1 protein-coding gene is annotated in these 303 nt (G+C 50.5%); it reads right to left on the bottom strand.

All coding sequences use genetic code 11. The annotated features are described in order from the left end of the window. Window positions 1–66: 66 nt before the first annotated feature. A partial coding sequence (locus A918_RS20935) for a porin (RefSeq protein ID WP_033316231.1) occupies window positions 67–303 on the bottom strand: 237 nt, incomplete at its 5' end.

Raw genomic sequence — 303 nt, 5'->3', positions numbered from 1 at the left:
CAGAAACCCCGACAGCGTGAGCTGCCGGGTCTCTGTAACCTTACGGTCTGTTCTAAGTCGTAAAACTTAGAAAGAACGCTGGAAGCGGATCATACCACCCCAAGCATCTTCGCCGCGAACAGCTGTAGCGTACTTGTCGGTGTCTTTCCACTTGGTGTAGGAAACTTCAGGAGTAATTGTGAAGCCTGGAACCAGCTGGTAAGCTACGTTTGCAGTATAAGCCTGTTTGCCGAAATCTTCGTAAGCAGCCTGCAGGTTGAAAGTAGCTTTGTCGGTTGCCTTGTACTTCAGACCACCCCAGAC

Origin of the sequence: Pseudochrobactrum sp. AO18b, assembly GCF_000409565.1 — a bacterium.
Classification (GTDB): Bacteria; Pseudomonadota; Alphaproteobacteria; order Rhizobiales; family Rhizobiaceae; genus Pseudochrobactrum; species Pseudochrobactrum saccharolyticum.
This window is presented reverse-complemented; position numbering and strand designations above follow the sequence as displayed.